This is a genomic window from Legionella pelazae (assembly GCF_052527395.1).
Window position 1 is genome coordinate 1 of the sequence record NZ_JBNVZS010000010.1, and the last position, 22950, is coordinate 22950.

Here is a 22950-nt window from a genome sequence, read left to right on the forward strand (position 1 = left end):
ATTCTAAGGGTAAAAAAATTTGACAATAAACTAAGTCAATTTAATAATCATAAAAAGGAGGCAGGAGAGAATACTAATGAGAAGCATAATTCTTTGTATAGTTTTAGTGATTAATTTACCTTTCTCTTTAATTTTTGCTGCTAATTGTCCCGATCCGCTCACAAGTTCGCTTAGATGGGGCGAAATACCTAAGCCGTGGCAGGAAAATCCTTTTTCTGAGCATAAACCCCAAGGGGATGAAAATACCGAATTCGTTCGTGCTAATATTTTAGTTGCTGGTGCTTACAGCCGTGGCGTTGTTTGTTTTTATAAAAATAGTTTAGGTAACTATTCAATCTGGTGGCCTATTTTAGTAAAAATCCCGGCACGTGTTGATTATCGCTGGATTGAAACCTTAGGTGGCTATGTTTGTACGGAATCTTTAGAAAACTGTCAATTTTATCCAGCGAATTAATTTATTACCTTAACCGAGATACAGGCGGCGAGTATTAGGTTCTTCCTTGTCGCTAGGTGTAAGTAGTGTCTCCTCTATAAACTTTATTCGTTTTCTTAAACTTCCCTTTGTTAAACTCCCTTCTTTCTCTTTCTCTAGGTTAATGCCTGTGTTAGCAAGCCATTCCTGTAGCCGCTGAAGAAGACACGTTACATTTCTGAAATTATTATTAGATTCAGCAAGCCTTTCATGATTTATCAGAAAATTACGTACAGCCCTTACATGATTGCGGCCAAGGTGACATGTAACAGCTAACCAAAAATAAGAACGCACTGATGATAAGAATTTACCAGCTCTGCTGTTTTTAGAAAAATCATCTTCATCCATTTTACAATAATCTTGTAATAATGATAAAGCACAATAATAGTTTTGCTCAATATCAGGGTTAGGAGCGATTTTTTTATTCGATCGTGGTACGGTCGGTGAGGATATTGGACTATTGTTAGCTGGCTGCTTACGATGGAGTTCTATATTAGGTCGCCCTGTTTGTGGTGAGTATGTTATTGGGTTGTTTCCGCTTGGTAGCGCTTTGTTATGCTCTTTTTTTATTTCCGGAGATAGTTTCTGCTTACTATCCTGTGCTTTTACTTTGTCACATATTTTCATATAACTTGAGGGATAAGATATCTTTTTTTCTTTAGGAGTCTTAAATGGAATGGCGGCTGGGTTATCTTTCTCTCTTGGTGTAACCATCGATGCTTGCCTTGGATGGCTCTCTACTTTTGGCGCCTTTTTTACCTCTGCCCCTAAACTAAAAAATTCTTGATGTAATCTATCTATGGCACTGATATTAGGTTCACTACTAGAATCAAACATGACTGGTATAGAGTTTTCCCTAGCTAAAGTTTTAAGATAATTTTCATTTGCTTCCTTATTAGGATCGTTACATTTATCACATTTAGTGCCTACCAAGATCAACTTGGCATTCGGAAAACTACGTTTCCACTCTTTTAAGTCTTCCTCAATTTCTTTTCGGTTGCTACCTTGCTTAGCCAGCGTCTTTGACATATCTACGCAGTATACAATAATGTGAGCATTTTGAGCGATTGAATTATGTAATTTAGTATAGTTTTCATCTTTGCTGAATTCCCAAATATGAATCCTATGTTGATTGCTATTTAGATCTAGTATCGTTGTAAAATGATCTATTCCTTTGGTAGGCGGATAATGACTATTGCAAAGTTCAAATGGTGTCCCGTGTGGTAGAGTTGCTCTAACTGCTAAAGAGGTTTTACCGGTTTGCGAATTACCAACAATGCATACTGTCACATCTACCATATTAAACTCATTTGCCATAGTTATGTAGTTAATTAAGAGATGAACTACATAGCAGATACACAATTGTTTAATATTAACACAAAATGATTATTAAAATCAAATAATGTTTTACATTTTAGTCAACTGGTTAAATTGAGTTCGTATTTTATTTAATTGCTTATTTGATAAAATTCAAGAAATACTCGCTATAAGTCTGTTGAGAGGTATAAAAATACCTCAGCTAATTAGGTGGCAATTTAACATAGAAATGTAAGTTTTAGCTTATATATATTTTATTAGTGATCTTATTGATGTTTAATACTGTTAAGGGAACGTTAAGTATCACTAATGCCTACATGCACAGATTTTTAAACTTAGTACAAATATCTTAAAGGCCCATATTAGGTGAAATCTCCCGATTATCGGTATTAATGACATTTGTACCTGTCATGCCTTGAATAAAGCGAATTCGTCTTGCTAAGCTTCCATCGGGCTCAAGTTTAGAGTTACCAAGCGCAACCTTTAACTTCTCAAGAAGCTGTTCTACGTTTAAATTACTTTTGTCTGGCTCACTCAAAACTTTGCGTACAGTGGATGTATGATTACGTCCTAAATGAAAGGTGAAAAATAATTTTATTGAGCCCAGACCTGACGATAACTTAGATTTAGGCGTATCAGTTTTACAGTAATCTTTTAATAATTCTACAGCACAATGATAATTGCGAAGGTCTATATTCGCACCGAGAGCCCTGTTCTTAGGATTTTCAAAAACTTTATTCCATATCTTTTTATAACTAGCTGGAAAGACAGAAGTATCAAATGCAGACTGTAGGTTAGATGGTGGTTGTTGATGGGTTTTCTTTTCTTCCGCTATTTTTATAAATTCTTGCTGTAGATTTTCGCTAATTTTGGGATCATCCTTAGACGTTATCATTTTTTTAACATTTTTACTCTCTATTACAAGGTTATTAAAAATCGTTGTATTTTTTTCTAAATACTTAGAAGGTACGTCGCTCTTAGTGCCTACTACTATAATTTGACTATTGGGATATTGTTTCTGCATCTCTTTAATATCCTTTTCCAATTGTTCTTGGTTTAAGGGAGCAGTTGACATATCTACACAATATAAGAAAATATCTGTACCTTCATAGTACATCGCTTTTAGTGAATCATATCTTTGGTTTCCGCTAATATCCCAAATATCAGCTCCATCACCATCAGTATTGCTTTCCGACTTAATCACTAGACGTCGGAATGTAGCGCCCATAGTAGACTCATGGCTGGGATTAAATTGAAATTTATCACCCTGGACTATTTTCTGAACTAATACAGTTTTGCCACTACCTTCAGGACCAGTTAGACACACTTTAATAGTAGTCATAATAATTAAAAGTAAAATAATATCTTGTATTAATAGTATACCAAATGTTTATTAATTTTATATTAAGTTTTATTTCTAATCTAAAAACTGAAACAGCTGAGGTAAACTGTTAGTGATTCGTCTTGTGATCAAACTGCTCTAATTCCGCCTCTTGAACTGCTAAAATCTCAATTAAATAACGACGCAATATAGAAACTTCCGAAACGAGTCCAATGAAGTGTTGATGTTCATCAATCACAGCTAGCCTTTTTATTTTATTTTCTTTGACCGAATCAACATAATCAACAATAGATTCTTTTTGGTATACGCATGGAATATTTTTTTCAATGAGATTATAAAGTGAGAGGGGCGTAGCTTTTTCTAACTCTGTAGCTAATACTGAATAATTAATAAGCCCTATAAAACGTTCTTTATTGTCTTTAATTGCTAAGTAATTGACTTGTGCTTGAGTTGCAATTGCAGCGGCTTCAGGAATGGCTGTATCAGCTGCTATGACAGGCAATTTAATTAAAGGCAAATCACCAAAGGTTAATGCTTTTAGCCTGCCAATATCTTGTGGGCCTGTAATATCGGAACCACGGATATGGAAGCGCCAAGTTGAGAATGAATAACCGAAAAGATAGCGTGTTAATAGACTTGCTACGATAACGGTAACAATGGTTGAAAAGACCCCTAAATTTAGATTTGCTGTCTCTAATACTAGAAGTATGATAGCAGCTGGGGTTCCAATAATAGATGCAGCGACACCTGACATGCCGGCAACAATAGTCAAATCAAGCGGTATAGTGTCACCGAAAATAGGTACAACAATAAGGTAGTGAATAATACAGCCTAAGATAGCACCTAGAAGAAGGGAGGCAGAAAATAAGCCACCCCGAAATCCTGAACCCACGCAAACAACGGAAGCGGCGATCTTGGCTAGAAGAATTATGATAATGATATTTAACATTTTTGATCCAGCAAGGATTTCATTAATAGCGTAATGTCCAGGACCCATGACCTGTGGAACAATAAGTGCAATTACACCTAGCAGAAAACCACCAATGGCAGGTTTTATGTAGGCAGGAATGCATAACCGTTTTAATAAAGACTCAAAACCGGTGGTGCCTCGCATAACAATAATACCAATAATAGCTGACATAAAGCCTATAAAAATAGCTAATGGAAAGTGCCAGAGTGTAAGGTGTTCGGTGATATTTGCCTTAAAAAGTGGTTCATAACCAAGAAAAATATAAACCATAAAGCTACTTAGAGCACTTGCAAGTAAGGTTGGCATTAATGCGCGTGTTGCATACCCGCCAACTACTAATTCTAATGCATAGAAAGTGCCAGCCAGGGGAGCGCCAAAAATAGCAGCTATGCCAGCGCCTGTACCACAAGAGACCAGCAAGCGTAATTCCTGCCGTTCTAATTTTAAACACTGGCCTATAGCGCTTAAAGTACCAGCACCTAATTGAGTCATTGCTGCTTCAAAACCAACGGAACCGCCTATGGAAATGGATACAATAGATAATCCGACAAAAGAAAGTGAATCCAGAAAAGACATTTTGCCGCCTTCAATAGCATTAGCCTCAATTGGATCGACAGGGGTTAGTCGTCCGTAGCGGCCAATTAAAAGCAAAAAAAAGCCTAAAATTAAGCCACCAACCGTAGTAACACCTACAATTCTTTCCCAAGGAGCATTGGTTGCACTTTGGGCATTAATATTAACGCCAAATAAGAGAATTTGAATATGACCAACTAAGGTACGGATAAAGACAACTGCAGAGCCTACGCCGATTCCTCCTAATGCGGCCAAGCTAAATAATTTTAAATTGAGATAAGTATTAAGTTTGTAAGTTAAGCTATTTCGTAAAGAAATTGCCATATCTTTATCCCTAAATATTGAAATAAGCTAGTATTAGCGATTTAAAATAATCAATCACTTAAGTGGCTAGCCTATCTTGAGCTTTCTGCTCATCCTCTAGAATGTACTATACTTTTTATGCAGCTTAATTAGGAGTATTAGCATGTCTAGTAAGATAAATCTAGTAAATCAGGATGAGGTTTCCATGCTTCAGCAATATTATCAAAATATCATTAATTCTCTACCTAATCTCGTTTATATTCTTGATAAAGATTGTACGTTAGTAGGTTGTAATAATAACGTATTAACGATGCTTGGACTTACTGACTTATCTAAATTAGAGGAAAGTTTCTACCAACGGTTGATAACTTTTGCCGAGTGGTCAGAGGAGCGGGCACAAATGCTTAAACGGGATGATATTAATGCTTTGCTGTCTGATACGCCCAGTTATTCTGCTCCGGAAAAACCTGTACTTGATAGAGGGGGGAAGGTTACCTATTATCTTGCTACTAGGGTGCCTCTTTTAAAACAAGCAAATCAGGTAGAAGGGCTGCTAGTTATTTTAATAGATATTACAGAGAATAAGTTATTAACAGAGCAACTTGAAAAAATTAAACAGCAATTGCAGCAAAATAATGCTAAGCCAAACCTCACTTCCCTCTCAACTCATCTTAACGAAACAAAGAAAGATAGACCTAAAGTATTATTAGTGGAAGATAATGCTATTGCTCAAAAAGCAGGTCAAGCATTACTTATGCAGTTTGATTGCAAAGTTGAAGTTGCTCCTTCAGAAGGCGAAGTTGCAAAACTATTTAAGCCTGGAAAATATGATATTGTCCTAATGGATATTAGTCTTGAAGACACTTCGGGCTATGTCATGGCAAAAAGAATTCGCCAAATGGAAAAAGATACTTCATTTCATGTTCCCATTATTGCCCTCACGGGTTATCAAGCTGACGTCGTTAAGTATGATTGTGATGATTATTATATGGAGGGAGCGATTACTAAACCCTTAACAGGTGAGCAAGTTAAACAAATCATTCAACATTATATTTATAATATTGATATACCTGTTAGCGGTTTAAAAAGTATTAAATCAGAGCATGAAAATAATTAATGTAATCACTCTAAGAAAGAACACTGCATGAGGTAAGCAGTCTAATGCATAGTAGTTATAGGGATCTAGAACAAAAAGGAAAAAAAGATGACAGTTACAACAGGCTTATCAGGAAATGAGCTTTTTTGCTTAGCTCAAAAAGGATTCTTACCGGGTAATATTGTTGTTGGAAATAGTGTACACAGTTTAGGGATCATAGGCAGTGTGGGCTCTAATTTAAAGGCTATGTTAGGTGGTGAATTAAATCAGGTGACTCGCTTAATTGAGGAAGGACGAGAAACGGCTCTTAAGCGTATGTTTAAAGAGGCTGAAGCCCATAATGCATCGGGTATTACAGGCGTAACAAGTCAGTTAATATTCCATGGCTCAAATTTAGAATTTTTATCTATTGGTTCCGTCATTAAATCAAATAATACAGGGTTAAGGCTATTTTCAACTTCAGCTGATGGGCAGGAACTTTATGCGCAGCTTGATGCTGGTTATCAGCCCATTTGTTTTGCATTAGGTAATGTTGCTTATTCAATGGGTATTGGCCGAGGATTTATTGGCGGTATAAAGACGCTTATGAGAGGAGAGATTAAGGAATATTCTAATATTTTTAATACAACTCGCCATCTTGCTTTAAAACGAATCAAAGCGCATGCCATGGCAAATCGGGCTAATGCTGTATTAGGTATTCAAACGACTATTTTACCTTTTGGTGGTTTTAATGAGATGTTGATGATCGGTACTGCTTCAAAAGCGCCTTTTTTAGTTGGCAAAGATGTAGATGATGTTATTACCAGTGATATGACAAATATAGAAATGTGGAACATGGCATCATTAGGTTACATGCCTTTACAATTATTATTAGGAACCTCTGTCTATTCTTTAGGAATAGTGGGTGGGATTACTTCAGCAATTAAATCATTCGCCCGGGGTGAATTAACTGAGTTGTCACGGTTAATTTATGATGCTCGAGAAAATTCTTTAGGCATTATTAATGATGCAGCAAAAGCAATGGGTGCCGATGATGTTGTAGGAGTTAAAACCTATGTTTATCAATTAGGAAATGGTTTAGTTGAATTTTTAGCTATCGGGACAGCTGTGAAGAAGGCAACCTCTGTCAAGCCACAATCGTTGCAACTGCCGCCCCAGGCCATCGTTGTTGATAAAGATACTTATTATAACTTAGTAAGTGACTATGGTTTTAATGTTAATATTAATGAAGGTAGTAAACCTATAAATAAAAACGCCAGTTCTTCAGTCAGGGCAATGATTTTAATAGTTTTTTTATTTATTTTCGTTATTTATCATATTGTACAGGCCTTCTTTTAATAAAATGCTATTAATAGTGAATTAATAACTTAATAAAATTTTTATTCGCGCGATCTAAGTAATTCTTGTAAGGGCTTAGGTAAAAACGATTGCGCTTTAGTTGTTAAGGTTACTTCATTTTTCTGCCATAAAGTCCCTAAATAAATAATGATTAAACCGATAATGGTAAGTGCAACAGGAAATAAAACACTATTTTGGAAGACTTGCCAGGCAAGATGGCCTAGATAAATGCAGCAACCGATACCGCCAAACACCACAAAAACACGTCTTACTAAAATAACGCCAATGCCTATCATCATTAAATTGATGCAAAGATAAAAAAACTTAGAAAGTTCACTATCAGAACTTTGAGCTGTCATTCCTCCCCAAAATGTTATAACGCCAAATATATATAACCAAAATGCATAATCAACTGTATGACGAGAGCGTATATCAACCCAAAAGGCAATAAGCAGCATGATTAAGCCAAAATACATAGAAATAATTGCTTTAAATTCAAAATCGATATAATTTCCCATAATTAATTCAGCAATATCCATAGACATATACCAAAGAGTTACAGCAATAGGCATGATCATAAAAGGGTAGCGATAAATCCATGCTAAAATAAGCCCAATAATTAACGTTCCAAACTCCATCATAATCCATTGTGCTTGGATAGTTGTGTGAAAATCACGATAGTGAGATTCATCAGTCGGCCAGTAGCCTAACGCTTTCTGTAGTGAGTAGATTGCTAGAGGTGTTAAGGCAACAACAAACGTGGCGCAAATTCCAGCTGGTGTTTTATGATTTTTCCTATCAAACAGTGCGGTAAGAACTAGTCCAATTAAAGCGTAAATAATTGTAATAGTAAAAACACCCCAAGGGCCAAAACGTTCCCAGCCTAAATTCATAAATAATGTCATGGCACCTATAGCTACTAAGCCACCTAAATAATATAAGACATTTGTAAAATTAAATGATACTTGCTGGTTATTCTGAATTTTAATGAAATGATATAGGGCTTGAGCTTGCTCCGAGCTAAGAATACGTTCCTCCACTGCTTTATCTAAGTCTGTGCGAGAAATTTTCATGTTCTATCCTAATATTAAACAGACAGCCTTTTTATAAATTATAGAGTGCAATCAAGGTTATCTTAAGGGTTTTTCTGGTCAGCCATTTAATTTAGAGTTTGAATATTATGTAAAATTATTGAAAAAAGTGTTGATTAAATTTGATTTTTAATTAAATAATAGTTATTTTATCGGCACTTGCTCGTTTGATAGTGATGTCTATGCAAGAAGTACCCAGTTTTTTTGATTTTGCCTCTCTTTCTTCACAAGAAATTGCTCACCTGCTTGATAGATTTAATATACGCTTAACTGTCGATGAAGCCCTTTTTATCCAAAACTCATTACTTAAGAGGCCACCGACTTACGCAGAATGTATACTTTGGTCTATTCAAGGATCAGAACATTGCTCGTATAAGAGTAGTCGTAAATACTTAAGTCAATTTGTAACCTCAGCACCGCATGTTATTTTAGGCCCAAAAGAAGATGCAGGTATTGTTGCTGTAGCCACTGATCATCAAGGTCATCGCTATGGGATTGTCGTTAGTCATGAATCTCATAATCATCCTTCACAACTTGTCCCTTATGAAGGGGCGGCAACGGGTGTAGGAGGTAATGTCCGTGATGTTAGTTGTATGGGCGCAGAAGTTATTGCAGTAGCTGACAGCTTACGATTTGGCGATATTAATAAAACGAAAACCAATTGGATTGCAGAGGGCGTCATTCAAGGTATTGCCGGTTATGCAAATCCCTTAGGTATACCTAATATAGCAGGGGATGCTTACTTTGATGAAGCTTATAATGAAAATTGTTTAGTTACCTTAGTTACTCTTGGTGTTGTCCGTGAAGATCATGTCATTCACTCTTATGTACCACCTAATGCTCAAAATTATAAATTTATATTAGTAGGTAAACCCACTGACAATAGTGGTTTTGGCGGTGCGGCTTTTGCATCGGCAAACTTAGATGTCGCGCAAGAGGAAGATAATAAAGGCGCGGTTCAAGAGCCTAATGCTTTTTTACAGCGGCATATTCTCAAAGCAAATTATGCTTTATTTGAGTGGCTGCGTGAGCAAAATCTCCTGAGCCAAGTTGGTTTTAAGGATTTAGGGGCCGGAGGCATTGCTTGTGCATCAGTTGAACTAGCCGATGCTGGCGGTTATGGCGCTGAAATTAACCTTAATCTAGTACCAACGAGTATGGATGGGTTATTGCCTGCTGTTATTTTGTGTTCAGAAACTCAAGAGCGTTTTATGTGGGCAGTACCTGAACATTTAGTACCTATTATTTTAGATCATTATAATAAGCGTTTTGCGTTGCCTGATATTTGTGATGGTGCTTGTGCAACTGTCATTGGTAATTTACGTCATGATGGGTTATATATTGTTCAGTATGATGATAAGCCAATTGTCAGAGCAAAAGCACAAGATATTACACGTGGAATTCTCTATGATAGGCCATATGAATATGTTAGGGAAATCGCTCCAGAACCTGAGCACCTAGATTCAACTGATGTAAATACTATTTTGTTAAAGTTATTAAGTCATGAAAATATTGCATCACGCGAGCCAATTTATGAACGGTATGATAAACAAGTTCAAGGCAGAACTATTATTGAGTCAGGTTGGGCTGATGCAGGTGTTATTGCTCCTTTTAATGAAGATAAATACCCGCCTGAAATTCAGTTAACCGGTATTGCTTTATCACTCGATCACAGTCCGCGTTATAATAAAATTGATGCTTATTGGGGCGCTGTCAACGCTGTTTGTGAAGCAGTACGTAATGTTGTGGCAGTAGGTGCGTGGCCTTTATCGCTTACAGATTGTCTATGTTTTGGTAACCCTGAAAAACTTAAGCAAATGGGTGAGTTTGTCGAATCAGTAAAAGGGATTGTTGATGCTTCTAAAGCAGTGCAGTGGCCGGACAACCCGCAAACGACTCTTCCTATTATCTCTGGTAATGTTTCGCTTTATAATGAATCAGAGCAAGGCGCTATTCCGCCAAGTCCCATCATTAGCTGTCTAGGTCTCTTAGCTGATTATCGCAATGCCTTAACTTATGATTTAAAACAGCCAGACTCTATCTTATTACTTGTTGGCGAACGTAAAGATGAGTGTGGCGGAAGTGTTTACTATCAGTTGTTTAATAGGCTGGGCAATCAATTACCTAAGCCAGATTTACCCTTGTTTAATCAAGAAATAACCGCTGTTTTTTCCGCTATTAAACACGGTTTAGTCTTATCAGCACATGATATCTCTGAAGGAGGCGTAGCAGTGGCACTCGCTGAGATGAGTTTTAAGAATAATATCGGTATAGATGTTGAGCTACCAGGTCATTTACCTCTTGAGAAAAAGCTTTTTTCAGAAACTGGCGGTTTTATTCTTGAAATTTCACGGAAAGATTTATCAGCAATTGAAGAACTCTTTAATAATTTCTCGCTACCTTTTCAGATTATAGGGAAAACAACAAGTGAGCCTATTCTTAAAATAAATGGCCAGTTGAATTTAGCTATTAGCCTTGCCAAAACTGCTTGGCAACAAGGATTACGGGAGAAATTAACTTAATGACAAGTATCGATTATAAAGCAGCGGGTGTTGATGTTGATGCAGGCAATCAAGCTGTTTTTGCCATTAAAAAAGCCGTAGAAAGTACTTTTTCGCCCCAAGTCTTAACCAATATTGGTAGCTTTGGTGCAATGTATGATCTTAAGGTGCTTTTAGAACAATATAATCATCCAGTACTGGTCCAAAGTATCGATGGGGTCGGGACTAAGATGATGGTTGCGAAAATGATGCAAAAATTCGATACCATTGGCATTGATTTAGTGAGTGCTACTGCTAATGACATTATTGTCTTAGGCGCAAAACCGCTTACTTTATTAGATTATATTGCTAATGATCAGTTAAACCCTAAGATAATTGAGCAGATTGTTAAAGGTATAGTGGTGGGCTGCCTTGAAAATGATATTTCTTTAGTAGGCGGTGAAACTGCTGAAATGCCGGGTACTTATTTACCTGGCGAACATGATTTAGTGGGTGTTATTACAGGTGTAGTTGAAAAAGAGAAAGCTATTTTAGGACAAGCAATTAAAGCTGGCGATATTGTTGCAGCTCTCCCTTCAAGTGGTTTGCATACGAATGGTTATTCACTTGCTCGAAAGTTGTTGTTTGAGGTAGCAGGCTATAAAGTTGAGTCTTACATTGACGATCTAAGTCAAACAGTTGGTGAAGTATTGTTAACGCCGCATCTTAATTACACTAAACCTATCTTAGGCGCGCTACAAAAAGGAATTTCTATCAATGGAATGGCGCATATTACAGGCGGTGGTTTACTTGAAAATATACCTCGTATCCTGCCTACTAACTGTACTGTAGAAATTGATAAGCAGAAGATTCCTTCCCATCCTTTATTTAACTTATTACGCAAGCTGGGTAATTTAGATGATAACCAAATGTATAGAACCTTTAATATGGGAGCAGGTTTAGTATTATTTTTGTCAGCTGAAAATTTTAGTTTTCTAGATAAGTTTTTACAAGCTGAATTTCCATCTTTTCCACTTTATAAAATAGGCCAAGTTATTCCAGGTAGGCCAGGGGTGAGGCTATTATGATCCGTATTGGTTTAATTCAATTTCCAGGATCAAATTGCGAACGTGAAACCGCACTAGCAATAAAACGTGCTGGGATGCAGCCCGTTGAGTTTTTGTGGAATGAGTCACTTGAAAAATTAAAAAATTTCGATGGGTTTATACTTATTGGTGGTTTTTCTTATGAGGATCGTTCCCGAGCTGGCATTATTGCGGCCCTTGACCCTGTTATAAAAGAAATTAAGACACAAAGTGAACTCGGTAAACCCGTGCTTGGTATTTGTAATGGGGCGCAAATTTTATTGGAATCTGGTTTAGTTCCTGGCTTAGCACAGACTGAAATAGCATTAACTGAAAATAAGCGCATAACCGAAGGGAAAATTTTAGGCATGGGCTTTTATAATGCTTGGGTCAATATACGCTTAGCTAGCCAATCTAAAAGTACGGCCTTTACTCGTTATTTAAAACCTAACGACACTATTCACTTGCCTGTTGCTCATGCAGAAGGACGATTTATTATGTCTGATGCGTGCTTGCAGGCTATTAAAGAGCATAATTTAACCTTATTGCAATATTGTAATAAGCAAGGTGAAGTGATTAATGATTTTCCAGTGAATCCTAATGGCTCAATAGATAATATTGCTGCAATTAGCAACTTAGCTGGTAATGTCATGGCTATGATGCCACATCCTGAGCGTACCACTAACGGTAATCTTTTATTTCATTCTATGCGTGATTATATTATTTCAACGCAGCCTACCTATGAAGCTCAGGTTAAACCTTATCAAAATACCGTAATCAAACCAGCACTTTTTATTCCAGCGCCTAAACATAAACAATGTTTAGTTAAATCAATCATTACAGATAATCACGCCTTAACAGTCCAAAAAACCTTAAGAAAATTAGGCCTTCCTGTAACTGTAAATCGTTTTATACATTGGGAAGTTGATTGTGACGGCTCGGAAGAAATATTTGAAAAAATTAAAAAAAGTGGTGTTTTATATTGTGATCGGAAAGAGCGTGAAGTTCATTTGCCATCGCATTCTAATGAGAATGATTACTTTTGCTTAATACGCGCTAAGGATAATTTAGTTGGTCAGCGTACTAAGCAAACACTAAGCGAGCATTATTTTATTTCAAATGTTAAATCTATTACACATAGTATTTTATGGCACTTTAAGAGTGAGCATGGAAATATTAATTTGATGCTTGATGAAATTTTATTAACTAATATTATTGGGAATCAGTACGCACATGAATTCTACAGATATGATGGATAATTATCGGAAAAAAATTCGGGCCGCTATGCCATTTTGTCTAAATAAGACTAATTTTTCACTAGGAATTAGGCAGGAAGGCAAGGTAAGAGACACCTATGATTTAGGTGATAAGTTATTGCTCATTACTACAGATAGGTTAACAGCTTTTGATAGGCCGCTAGCCTTAATTCCTTATAAAGGACAGGTACTTAATTTAACAAGTGCCTGGTGGTTTGAGCAAACATCACCAATTGTACCTAATCATCTTCTAGCTGTGCCTGATCCCAATGTGGTTATTGCTAAAAAATGTAAGGTGTTTCCAATCGAGTTTGTTGTAAGAGGGTATATTACGGGTACAACCAATACTTCTTTATGGACACAATATCACCAAGGTGTACGCGAGTATTGTGGCATTGTTTTTCCCGAAGGTCTTAAAAAAAATCAAAAATTAGAAAAACCTGTTCTAACGCCAACAACGAAAGAAAAAGTTCATGATCGCCCAATTGCGCCAAAAGAAATTATTGCTGAAGGCTGGATGACTGAAGAGGATTGGGAAGAAGCAAGCGCCTTAGCAATTAAATTATATGAGCGAGGCGTAGAACTTGCTAGGCAACAAAATTTAATACTAGTCGATACTAAATATGAATTTGGTCGCGATGAAAAAGGCAACATTATAGTTATCGATGAGATACACACACCTGATTCAAGCCGCTACTGGCTCGCTAATAGTTATGAGCAATGTTTAGCTGAAGGCAGAGAGCCTGAAAATATTGATAAAGAGTTTTTAAGATTATGGTTTTCTAAAAATTGTGATCCTTATAAAGATGAACAATTACCGCAAGCGCCTACTGAATTAGTTGAAGAGCTTTCAGCTCGATACATCAAGCTCTATGAAATGATCACAGGACAAAAATTTAGCTTCGCAGTGCAAGATGAACCTATAGAGGAGCGAATTTTGCGTAATATAAAAGATTATATTGGTTAGAGGATTTTACTAAGTTTTAAATATTAATAGTTTGCCATTCCCGCGCAGGCGGGAATCCATCCTTGTGATCGTACTATGCCTATAAAATTAGGAATTCCCGCCTGCGCGAGGATGACATTCTAATTCGCAGAAGTGACAGTTTGAAGTCTACCTAGCTAAGCAACTATGTTGTTTTATCTGCGGGATTCAGCAATATAATTAGATAGCTGATTTCGGTGAACAAGTTGCAGGATGTTAAGTTGGCGAAGTTACAGGTTGAAGGCTGAGGTTTAAAAATTTTTTAATTTTTTATCTCGTATTGAAGTTCAAGCACCATTTTGTGGACTAGACTGTGATAAAGCTTAAAAAATTAATGAGCTTAAAGTTTTAAGGTAGTAAAATATGTGCGGTATAGTCGGTATTCATAGTCAAAGAGCCGTTGCTCCTGAATTATATGAAAGCTTAATTCATTTGCAGCATCGTGGCCAAGACGCTGCAGGAATTCTTACTTCTGATCAACGATTCTATTCAAAATATGGATTAGGTCTTGTTCGTGAAACATTTACCGCTGAAAATGTACTGTCCTTAAAAGGTCATGTTGGTATTGCACATACGCGCTATCCTACAGCGGGTGGCTATGGTGCGGCCGATGTTCAACCCCTTTGGATTGGTAGCCCACGCGGTATTGCGCTCGCCCATAATGGTAATTTATCAAATTATCAGGAATTAGCATATGAAATACGTAAGCAACATCGACATCTAAATACCGGCCTGGATTCAGAAGTGTTATTGCTCCTCTTTGCCGACTTACTTGCTAACAGTCCCGGTTTTATTGAAGATGATGATAGGTTCTTTGATGTATTATGTGATGTTGTTGGTTTACTTTTTGCAAAACTGGAAGGCGCTTATTCTGTAGTAAGTTTAGTCATTGGCAAAGGACTCATTGCTTTTCGAGATCCACACGGTATTCGTCCTTTAGTATGGGGCACAAGAGAAAACGAAGAGGGTACGTTAGATACTATTTTCGCTTCTGAAACAACCCCTTTTTATGCCTTAGGTTTCAATCCGCAAGGTGATATTTTGCCGGGCGAAGTGGCTTACGTAAATAGCCAAGGTAAGCTTTATCGGCGTGTTGTTAAAGCAGCCGAGTTTAGGCCGTGCATTTTTGAATATGTCTATTTTTCACGTCCTGATGCCACCATAAATGACATCAGTGTTTATCGTGCCCGATTACGTATGGGGCAAAACCTAGCTATCCAATGGAAGAAAAAATACCCTAATCTTTTACCAGATGTTGTTATCCCTGCGCCATTTACAGCAAATACTGCGGCCCTTTCTTTTGCCCATGAACTTGGTGTGCGTTATTCAGAAGGTCTTTATAAAAATCCCTTTATTGGTCGTACTTTTATTATGCCAAACCAAGATGCGCGTACAAGCAGCATCCGTCATAAACTCACCCCACAACGAACAGAAATTAAAAACAAAATAGTCTTAATTGTCGATGATAGTATTGTTCGTGGTACAACTTCACGAGAAATTGTTAAAATGGTTCGTGAGTCAGGTGCTAAGCAGATTTACTTTGTATCTACTTCCCCACCATTAAAGAATCCTTGTTTCTATGGTATTGATATTCCCTCTAAGAAAGAATTAATTGCCGCAAACTCGACTGAAGCAGAGATCGCCGAGTTTATCGGTGTTGATGCCTTACTTTATCAAACTAAAGAGGATTTATTGGAAGCTGTAACTCGACGTGGCCAATATAAAATAAATAAAACGTGTATGGCTTGTATGGATGGTGATTATTTTTGTAGCAAAATTACGCCAGGCAAAATGCAAGAGATAGAAATTTATCGCAACGCCTCACGTGATAAAAATAATAGTGATATAGAGGATTGAACGAATGAATATTCTTATTATTGGATCAGGTGCCAGAGAGCATGCCATCGCTAAAGCCTTACTACGTTCTAATCAAAAACCTAACTTATACTGTTATGGTACTTCTATCAATCCAGGTATAAAAGAATTGTGTAGGCAATATAATGTTGGAAATATTACCAATTGTACTGAAGTCAGTCGGCAAGCTAAGATTTGGGATATCCATTTAGCCATTATTGGTCCTGAAGCACCACTTGAAGGCGGGGTGGCAGATGCATTATGGCAAGCTGAGATTCCAACAATTGGGCCTAAAAAAGCATTAGCCCAAATAGAAACAAGTAAAGAATTTGGCCGTGATTTAATGCGAAAGCATCGAATTCCTGGTCTACCGAACTATAAAAAATTTACTAGCTTAGATCAGGTTACTGAATTTATAACGGAACTTGGCGAAGAAAATTATGTTATTAAAGCAGATGGATTAATGGGGGGCAAAGGGGTTAAAGTTGCCGGAGAGCACCTTAAATCTATTGAGGACGCTTTAGCTTTTGCAAGCGAAATTTTAGCTAAAAATCAAACTTTTATTATCGAAGAAAAATTAACTGGTCAAGAATTTTCTTTTATGTGTTTTGTTGATGGTAAAACATTAATTCCTATGCCTTTAGTACAGGATCATAAACGTGCTTATGAAGGTGATAAAGGTCCAAATACAGGCGGTATGGGCAGTTACTCTGATAGTAATCAGAGCTTACCTTTTCTTAGTGAACGAGAAGTAGCGGATGCTTTAAAAATTAATCAAGATGTATTTTTAGCTTTAAATAAAGAATGTGAGCAAAATTACATTGGCATCTTATATGGTAGTTTCATTGCAACTAAAAAAGGGGTCTTTGTTATTGAGTTTAATGCGCGCTTTGGTGACCCGGAAGCACTTAATGTTTTATCCATCCTAGATTCTGATTTTGTAACAATATGTCAACAAATGGTAACAGGCTCTTTAAAAAGGGAGAGCGTGCAATTTAAAAAACAAGCAACGGTATGTAAATACGTTGTACCAGAAGGGTATCCAGAGCAGCCTTTACAAGATTTTCCAGTTGATTTTAGTAGTATTAAAGATACACAAAATCTTTATTTAGCTGCTGTTCACGAGCTTGATGCTCAGACAGTACTTGCGACAGGTTCACGTACAGCAGCCTACGTGGGTATTGCTGATTCTATAATTGCTGCTGAGAAAATCGCTGAAGCAGCAGTTTCGAAGATTAAAGGTCCTTTATTCCACCGTAGCGATATTGGTACAGAGCAAGTAATTAAACGGCGTGTTCAAGATATGAAAAGGATTCGCAACCTATGATTCGCCTTGGTATTCTAGGTTCCACACGAGGTAGCAATTTAGTCGCGATTGTTGAGGCAATAAAGCAAAAAACGCTTAATGCATCCATAGAAATTGTCGTTAGTAACAAAGCAAAAGCACCCATTTTAGAGAAAGCAGCTCATGCTGGTTTATACACCGCTTATCTTTCTGCAAAGGGATTAACGAGAGAAGAATATGATTGTAAGTTAAGTCAATTATTAAGAAAATATCAGGTTGATTTAGTCGTTTTAATTGGTTATATGCGTATTTTATCAGCTGAATTTATTCAGAAGTGGCAACAGAAAATTATTAATATTCATCCTTCTTTGCTACCTGCTTATGCTGGTCTAATGGATTTAGAGGTACACCAAGCTGTGTTAGAAGCAGGTGAAAAACACAGTGGTTGTACTGTTCACTATGTTAATGAAGAGGTTGACGCAGGCCCAATTATTTTACAAAAGCAATGTGATATATTGCCAACGGATACACCTGAAGCGCTTAAAACACGTATTCAAAAATTAGAGGGCATTTTATTAATTGACGCAATTAAAACTATTTCACAAAAAATTTAATGATTAGTACTTGAGGAAAATTCATGACAAAAGCATTAGTAGCCATTTTAATGGGATCAAAATCAGATTGGCCTTTAATGGAAGAGGCAAGCAAGGTACTTGACGCCTTAGATGTCCCCCATCAGGTTCGAGCATTATCGGCTCATCGAACACCTGAAGCCTTATTTGAATATTTAAAAACAGCGGAGAAAGATGGGGTTGAAGTTTTTATTGCAGCTGCTGGTGGCGCTGCCCACTTGCCTGGCGTGGTGGCTGCTAAAACAACTCTGCCCGTTTTAGGTGTTCCTATTCCTTCATCAACGTTTACTAATGGCTTAGATGCACTCTTATCCATCGTTCAGATGCCAGCAGGTATTCCTGTTGGAACCTTAGCTGTGGGTAAAGCAGGTGCTATTAATGCAGCAATTTTAGCTGCTAGTATTTTAGGTAACAAACACCCAGAATATAGACAAGCTGTTAAGAATTATCGTGTTGAGCAAGCTCAAAAAGTTTTAGATAACTCAGTTATTAAGGGTTAATCCAAAATTTTAAAGAATTAAAATAATCGATGGATATAAGCTTATATCTATATCCATCGGTGAAGTTAAGAAAAATAATGCACGCTTAGCTCGGCATTCTAGTTATTCTTCTCTGCTTGTATAGTTCGTATTCTTTGCGCTTCAAAAGCTAAAAGTTTAAAGTAATCATAAGACATATAAAAATTGCCTTGATCGCCAAGACTTTTTCCCCAAGAGTTACGTAAGGTTAATAAACCTCTATATTCGTTTCCCTCATCATCTCTAGCTACAGCATTGTCATCGAAACCTGTAATAACCATTTCATGGCCTGCTGCAAAATCAGTGTTTAGCCATGCGTCGCGTGCAATAATAGGCGTAAGTACCCAAGTATCATGAGGTGCATTTTTACTACCTACAGCACCAACAACACCTAAGTCATAATCAACTAGAAAGACAGCAAAGGTTACACGATCACCAGAAAGTAAAGCTTTTTTAACTTCAGCTAATGTTTTATTGGTATCAATTCGATCATTAAATGCTTGATAGGGATCTAAAATAGGGGATGATTGTATTTCATCAAGGTTAAGCGGTTCACTGATGCGATGGAACTCCTCAAGCGGCATTGCCGTGACTGGATCCTCGCCCTCATGTGGGTATTTATTTAGACCACCACAACCTATATCGGCTTCTTGTTCTTTATTAACAATGCCAAATGTTTCCATTTGGTTAAGTACTGTCCGGGCTAATGAACCATCCCAGCCGCTAAAACCATAACCATTTTGAGCTAAATAATTACCCAATTGCAATTGGCAAAGCTGGCTTATATAGTCTCCTTTGTTAAGAGCAGCATCTATTGCCGCAGTTACAGCAAAAGTAACACAAGTACCATGTCGTCCTTGATCTAATACCGGAACAGTATTCATACCTAGCTGAATGTGTTCTGGACCTCTATAAGTAGCTATAGGGTTTACGGATGCTAATAGATTTCTAGCTTTTAAATGAATTAATTCTTTTTCTTTAGTAGATAATTTAATTTTTAGAAGCCTAATTTCTTTTGGCTGTTCACTTTTAATGAGCTGATTGGGGGTATTACTTTTAATTATAGTATGCGTTAACGTACCTGCTAGCTCTATTCCTTGCGCAAATAATTGACTGCTAACCAAGGATGATAATATCGCTAATTTTGCAATCCTCATGAAATGATTCTCTTACTTTTTTGGGAATTAGTAGTTTAACAGAGGAGAGAATTAGCTGCTATGAATTTTGAGAACGTGAGGTTTTTCTTATTAACTGAGTGTCAATTAATTCATCTATCTCGTCTTAAGAGGCTAACTATTAGAGTCTAGGAGTAAGTAGGCTAGAGTTAATTATAAAAAAGGGCGGAAAATCCGCCCTTTACGACAATATTTTTAGCGGCTTAAATTATCATTATCATACTGACGCCAATCGTTTTCTAAGTCTGAGTAGTCACGGTTAGGGTCACGACGTACACCCATCACGATACCGCCTGAACGAACACCTTCTTCATAGCGACGTGCTTTATCTTCAGGAATACCCCAGCCAGCTAATGCACCAATTAATCCGCCAGAAAGGCTTCCAGCGCCAGCACCAGCAAGTCCTGCTGCAATTGGGCCTGCAACAACTAAACCTAAACCAGGAATAGCTAAGTTAGTGCCGATAGCAGCAATAGCACCCAAGGTAGCACCTGTGATAGCACCAATCGCACCGCCAACGCCCATACCTTCTTTTACTCGATCACCATCATCTACCCTATTATCAGATAAATCAGAATCATCAGACATGCTAGAATTTGAGCTTGCTCTAGCTATATCAGAGTCATAGTATTTGCGACGAGTGTCTTCTGACATAATGACATTAATATCTTTAGGATCATAGCCACGATCAATATAAGAGCGATATGCATTCTCTGCAGAATCTTTATCACGGAAGTAGCCAGTAATCATTGAATCTTGGTTACGATTAAACGTTTGAGAGCGAGAAGAATCTCGGTTCGTTCCTTCGTTACGGTCCATATAATTGTCCATATTACTCTCCTAAATTAAGGTTACAATTAAACATAGGTCATAAATTCAAATTCTGCAAATTGATAACTTTATGACTAATAAAGAGATTAAATTCATTTAATTTAAGTTGACGGTCAAGCTCACTGGTGTAAAATCGAGACACTTTGCAGTAATTTACTCTTAACCGGTTGTTAGAAGGAAAAAAGTTATGCAAGGAAATGCCGAAAATAATAAAGCTTGTGATTTAATTTTATTTGGCACAAAAGGCGATCTTGCAAGTCGAAAGCTTTTACCAGCGCTTTATCAACTGGAAAAGCAAGGTTTGTTACATGCTCAAACGAGGGTTATTGGCGTTGCGCGTGATAATTTCAGCCAAGATAATTTTATTGATTTTGTTGAAGAAAACTTAAAGAAGTTTAACCAAGAGCCTCTAAATCAAGACGTTTGGCAAAAATTGCGAAAGAAACTATATTATGTACAAATCGATCTGACTCAAATAGCAGATTATACTAAACTTAAAGAAATAACAGATCCTAAGTCACGTATTGCTGTGAGTTATTTTGCAACCTCATCTTCTTTGTTTGGTTATATTAGTGAAGGATTAGCTAATGTTGGCTTAGCTAAAGATCCGGCTCGTGTTGTTGTAGAAAAACCTATCGGCCATAATTTAGCCTCTTCTATTACTATTAATGATCAAATTGCGCAATATTTTAAAGAAAGTCAAATTTATCGCATTGATCATTATCTAGGCAAAGAAACAGTATTAAATTTATTGGTGTTACGTTTTGCCAATGCAATTTTTGCAACAAATTGGGACTATAATGCCATTGATCATGTACAAATATCAGTTGCAGAAGAAGTCGGTGTTGAAGGGCGGTGGGGCTATTATGACAATGCCGGACAAATGCGAGATATGGTGCAGAATCATCTTCTACAGATTCTAGCTCTTATAGCAATGGAGCCACCAGTTAGCTTAGATGCTAATAATATTCGTGATGAAAAGTTAAAAGTACTCAAAGCATTAAGGCCTATTACTTTAGAAAATGTGCATGAAATGACAGTACGTGGTCAATATGCGAGTGGGTTTGTTGGAGGTCGTGCAGTTCCTGGTTATTTAGAAGAAAATGAAGCAAAAGCAAGCACAACTGAAACCTTTGTTGCTTTAAAAGTTTTTATTGATAATTGGCGCTGGGCAGGCGTTCCTTTTTATTTACGTACTGGTAAACGTATGCCGAGGAAGTACAGTGAGATATTAATCTCATTTAAGCCACAGCCTCATAATATATTTCATAAAACTTATAAGAACTTAAAAGCAAATAAATTAATTATTCGTCTGCAGCCTGATGAAGGTGTTGAAATTCAAATTATTAATAAAATTCCAGGTTTAGGTGAAACCATGCAGTTGCAGCAAAGTAAACTTGATTTAAGTTTTGATGAAACGTTTAAAGCTGAACGTATTGTTGATGCTTATGAACGTTTATTATTAGAAGCTATGTTAGGCAACCAGTGTTTATTTGTACGCCGAGATGAAGTTGAGGTTGCTTGGAAATGGGTTGATAGTATTTTAGAAGCCTGGCAAGTATATAATGAGCCTCCGCGAGCTTATCAAGCTGGTACATGGGGACCAGCTGCAGCAACTTCTTTATTAGCACGTGATGGCAGAAATTGGGATGAGTAATATGCATTTACAGCAATTTAATGATTCTGCTAGTTTAAATAGTTATTTTTGTAATAAATTAAAATCTATTTTAACAGAGGCGATAGCGATACGCGGTCATGCCTATTTAGTCGTATCAGGCGGTAAAACACCGCAATCTTTATTTAATCTTCTCTCTGAGGCAGATTTAGCTTGGGATAAAGTAACCATTCTCCTTGCTGACGAACGTTGGTTGCCAGTTAGTTCTAATGACAGTAACGAAGGAATGTTAAAGCGTCATCTACTCATAAATAAAGCGGCGAAAGCAAAATACATTAGTTTATTACCTAAAAGTAATGAACTTGAAAAAAATATTGAGGAAATTACTGCTCGCCTAGACTGCTTACCTCAATTTGACGCTGTTATTTTGGGTATGGGTGAAGATGGCCATACCGCATCGCTTTTTCCTTGTAGTAAGGAAATTCAAGCAGGCTTAACTACAGATACTTCAGTCATTGTTGTTAAACCCACAACAGCACCCTACACGCGAATTTCATTGACTAAAAATAGATTATTAAATAGTCGTTTTATCTTTTTACTTTTAGTAGGTGGAAATAAACTAGCTGTGCTTAAAGAAGCTGCTTCGGGGCAGGATACTCTTGCTATGCCTGTTCGAGCTTTTTTACATAATCCAGCTATTGAGCTGCAAGTGATGTTTTCGCCTTAGTGAGA

The 22950-nt window shown here is 37.0% G+C and carries 19 protein-coding genes; 13 read left to right on the forward strand and 6 right to left on the reverse strand.

Annotation, left to right across the window (positions count from 1 at the left end; translation table 11 throughout):
- Positions 1-76: 76 nt before the first annotated feature.
- Positions 77-454: a DUF3757 domain-containing protein gene (locus ACQUW5_RS10560; protein WP_444991214.1), complete on the forward strand. Its 378-nt coding sequence runs from the start codon at positions 77-79 to the stop codon at positions 452-454.
- Between the two features lie 9 nt (positions 455-463).
- On the opposite strand, the gene ACQUW5_RS10565 is transcribed toward ACQUW5_RS10560, so the two are convergent.
- The 3 genes from ACQUW5_RS10565 to ACQUW5_RS10575 form a co-directional block, all read right to left on the reverse strand.
- The gene (locus ACQUW5_RS10565) at positions 464-1771 is read right to left on the reverse strand and encodes a hypothetical protein (RefSeq protein ID WP_444991215.1); all 1308 of its coding nucleotides are present in this window, start codon (positions 1769-1771) and stop codon (positions 464-466) included.
- Between the two features lie 367 nt (positions 1772-2138).
- The gene (locus ACQUW5_RS10570; protein ID WP_444991216.1) at positions 2139-3131 is read right to left on the reverse strand and encodes a GTP-binding protein; all 993 of its coding nucleotides are present in this window, start codon (positions 3129-3131) and stop codon (positions 2139-2141) included.
- A gap of 109 nt (positions 3132-3240) precedes the next feature.
- Positions 3241-4998, reverse strand: a complete 1758-nt coding sequence (locus ACQUW5_RS10575; protein WP_444991217.1) for a chloride channel protein — start codon at positions 4996-4998, stop codon at positions 3241-3243.
- A gap of 142 nt (positions 4999-5140) precedes the next feature.
- Between ACQUW5_RS10575 and ACQUW5_RS10580 the strand changes: the two genes are divergently transcribed.
- Together ACQUW5_RS10580 and ACQUW5_RS10585 are read left to right on the forward strand one after the other, a co-directional pair.
- Positions 5141-6094: a response regulator gene (locus tag ACQUW5_RS10580; RefSeq protein WP_444991218.1), complete on the forward strand. Its 954-nt coding sequence runs from the start codon at positions 5141-5143 to the stop codon at positions 6092-6094.
- 87 nt (positions 6095-6181) lie between these two features.
- Complete coding sequence (locus ACQUW5_RS10585; protein WP_444991219.1) at positions 6182-7411, forward strand: heavy metal-binding domain-containing protein; 1230 nt, start codon at positions 6182-6184, stop codon at positions 7409-7411.
- A 41-nt stretch (positions 7412-7452) separates the two neighbouring features.
- On the opposite strand, the gene ACQUW5_RS10590 is transcribed toward ACQUW5_RS10585, so the two are convergent.
- A complete protein-coding gene (locus tag ACQUW5_RS10590; RefSeq protein WP_444991220.1) occupies positions 7453-8484 on the reverse strand; it encodes a DUF2157 domain-containing protein in 1032 nt (343 codons plus the stop codon).
- Between the two features lie 200 nt (positions 8485-8684).
- Here ACQUW5_RS10590 and purL point away from each other — a divergent pair, with 200 nt between their 5' ends.
- The 8 genes from purL (at position 8685) to purE (ending at position 18579) form a co-directional block, all read left to right on the forward strand.
- Positions 8685-11024: a phosphoribosylformylglycinamidine synthase subunit PurL gene (gene purL, locus ACQUW5_RS10595; protein WP_444991221.1), complete on the forward strand. Its 2340-nt coding sequence runs from the start codon at positions 8685-8687 to the stop codon at positions 11022-11024.
- Positions 11024-12070 (forward strand): phosphoribosylformylglycinamidine cyclo-ligase, encoded by a 1047-nt coding sequence (gene purM, locus ACQUW5_RS10600; protein WP_444991222.1) that lies wholly within the window; start codon positions 11024-11026, stop codon positions 12068-12070. The genes purL and purM overlap by 1 nt, the downstream gene beginning before the upstream one ends.
- Positions 12067-13326: a phosphoribosylformylglycinamidine synthase I gene (gene purQ / locus ACQUW5_RS10605; protein WP_444991223.1), complete on the forward strand. Its 1260-nt coding sequence runs from the start codon at positions 12067-12069 to the stop codon at positions 13324-13326. Before purM ends, purQ begins: the two co-directional genes overlap by 4 nt.
- Positions 13301-14290 (forward strand): phosphoribosylaminoimidazolesuccinocarboxamide synthase, encoded by a 990-nt coding sequence (locus ACQUW5_RS10610; protein WP_444991224.1) that lies wholly within the window; start codon positions 13301-13303, stop codon positions 14288-14290. The genes purQ and ACQUW5_RS10610 overlap by 26 nt, the downstream gene beginning before the upstream one ends.
- A 381-nt stretch (positions 14291-14671) precedes the next feature.
- The gene (gene purF, locus ACQUW5_RS10615) at positions 14672-16165 is read left to right on the forward strand and encodes an amidophosphoribosyltransferase (protein ID WP_444991225.1); all 1494 of its coding nucleotides are present in this window, start codon (positions 14672-14674) and stop codon (positions 16163-16165) included.
- Positions 16166-16169: 4 nt separating this feature from the next.
- Positions 16170-17489 (forward strand): phosphoribosylamine--glycine ligase, encoded by a 1320-nt coding sequence (gene purD / locus ACQUW5_RS10620; RefSeq protein ID WP_444991226.1) that lies wholly within the window; start codon positions 16170-16172, stop codon positions 17487-17489.
- Positions 17486-18061, forward strand: a complete 576-nt coding sequence (gene purN / locus ACQUW5_RS10625) for a phosphoribosylglycinamide formyltransferase (RefSeq protein WP_444991227.1) — start codon at positions 17486-17488, stop codon at positions 18059-18061. The genes purD and purN overlap by 4 nt, the downstream gene beginning before the upstream one ends.
- A gap of 23 nt (positions 18062-18084) precedes the next feature.
- The gene (gene purE, locus ACQUW5_RS10630; RefSeq protein WP_444991228.1) at positions 18085-18579 is read left to right on the forward strand and encodes a 5-(carboxyamino)imidazole ribonucleotide mutase; all 495 of its coding nucleotides are present in this window, start codon (positions 18085-18087) and stop codon (positions 18577-18579) included.
- Positions 18580-18677: 98 nt separating this feature from the next.
- Here purE and ACQUW5_RS10635 read toward each other — a convergent pair whose 3' ends face one another.
- Positions 18678-19754, reverse strand: a complete 1077-nt coding sequence (locus tag ACQUW5_RS10635) for a C1 family peptidase (RefSeq protein WP_444991229.1) — start codon at positions 19752-19754, stop codon at positions 18678-18680.
- A 213-nt stretch (positions 19755-19967) separates the two neighbouring features.
- Positions 19968-20603 (reverse strand): hypothetical protein, encoded by a 636-nt coding sequence (locus tag ACQUW5_RS10640; RefSeq protein ID WP_444991230.1) that lies wholly within the window; start codon positions 20601-20603, stop codon positions 19968-19970.
- Positions 20604-20790: 187 nt separating this feature from the next.
- Between ACQUW5_RS10640 and zwf the strand changes: the two genes are divergently transcribed.
- Positions 20791-22260, forward strand: a complete 1470-nt coding sequence (zwf, locus tag ACQUW5_RS10645) for a glucose-6-phosphate dehydrogenase (RefSeq protein WP_444991231.1) — start codon at positions 20791-20793, stop codon at positions 22258-22260.
- Positions 22253-22945 (forward strand): 6-phosphogluconolactonase, encoded by a 693-nt coding sequence (gene pgl / locus ACQUW5_RS10650; protein WP_444991232.1) that lies wholly within the window; start codon positions 22253-22255, stop codon positions 22943-22945. The genes zwf and pgl overlap by 8 nt, the downstream gene beginning before the upstream one ends.
- Positions 22946-22950 lie beyond the last annotated feature (5 nt).